This is a genomic window from Psychrobacter sp. FME6 (genome assembly GCF_014861365.1).
In the GTDB taxonomy this organism is placed as follows: Bacteria; Pseudomonadota; Gammaproteobacteria; order Pseudomonadales; family Moraxellaceae; genus Psychrobacter.
On the sequence record NZ_RRYW01000208.1, the window covers coordinates 1 to 1,129 of the forward strand.

Genomic DNA, 1,129 nt, shown 5'->3' on the forward strand with positions numbered 1-1,129 from the left:
ACGTTACTTTAATCAAAACCTCTTATCAGGTGTCCTAAATTAGTTGACCACTACAAACTGACCCCGCAGATGCAGCAAGCCATTAAATTGCTACAGCTCTCTAGTCTTGAGCTTGCGCAGGAGGTTCAGGCGAAGCTGGACAGCAATCCATTGCTGGAGCGTATTGAGGAAGATGAAGATGAATACGAGACCAGTAATGAAAAAAATAATGAAGCGATAAATGAGTTTGGTGAGCCATTAACGCTAGATACTTGGAATCAAAATGCTGAGGCTGATTCTTTTACCACATCCTCTACCGCTAGTAATAACGACGATACTTTTGAATACGATGACCGTGTTAGTGACAGCTTGGATAAGTTGCAACAAGCCAGTTTCGATGATGACGCAATAGACAGTTATGACATGGATAGCTATGCAATAGATAACTATGATGGTAATAGTGTTGATAACAGTCGCTTTGATAGTAGCAATATCGGCTCGGGCAGTACATCGAGCGCATTAGCACGCTCAGATTCTGATGACTTTGATAGCTATCAAGGCAGCACCACCGCCACGATTCAGGATCATGTACGCTGGCAGCTGAATTTTAAACGTCTCTCTGAGATAGATACGCTCATTGCTGAATATTTAATGGATTCTATGGATGACATGGGTTTTATACAGCTTGACATTGACGAGTTGTTACAAAGCTTTGATACCATGGCAAGTTTTTATCAATGGGATGAGCGCGTCGAACACGACGAAATAATGGCGGTGTTACATATTATTCAATCCTGCGATCCGCTTGGTGTTGGTGCCCGTCATTTAAGTGAATGCCTGGCGATTCAACTGTCCAAGCTTGCGCCCGACACGGAGTATCTAAAACAAGCAAAAGCGTTATTGTCAGCCAGTGAGCATTTAGTTAGCAATAATATCAAAGTGCTTATTGAGCAAACAGGGCTCACCGCTTATGACATCACACCTGCACTCAATCTATTGCGCACCTTAAACCCCTCACCCGGATTGCTATTTCAAAGCAATCAGCCAGACTATACCCAGCCGCCAGCCAGCTATGATATTCCTGATGTATTAGTCTGTAGTGGTCAACTAATTTAGGACACCTGATAAGAGGTTTTGATTAAAGTAACGT

General features: G+C 42.9%; 1 protein-coding gene. It reads left to right on the forward strand.

Annotation, left to right across the window (positions count from 1 at the left end; translation table 11 throughout):
• Positions 1–69 precede the first annotated feature (69 nt).
• Entirely contained in the window at positions 70–1,095 is a 1,026-nt protein-coding gene (locus tag EI162_RS14255; RefSeq protein WP_413038400.1) for a hypothetical protein, read from the forward strand.
• The last annotated feature ends 34 nt before the right edge of the window (positions 1,096–1,129 follow it).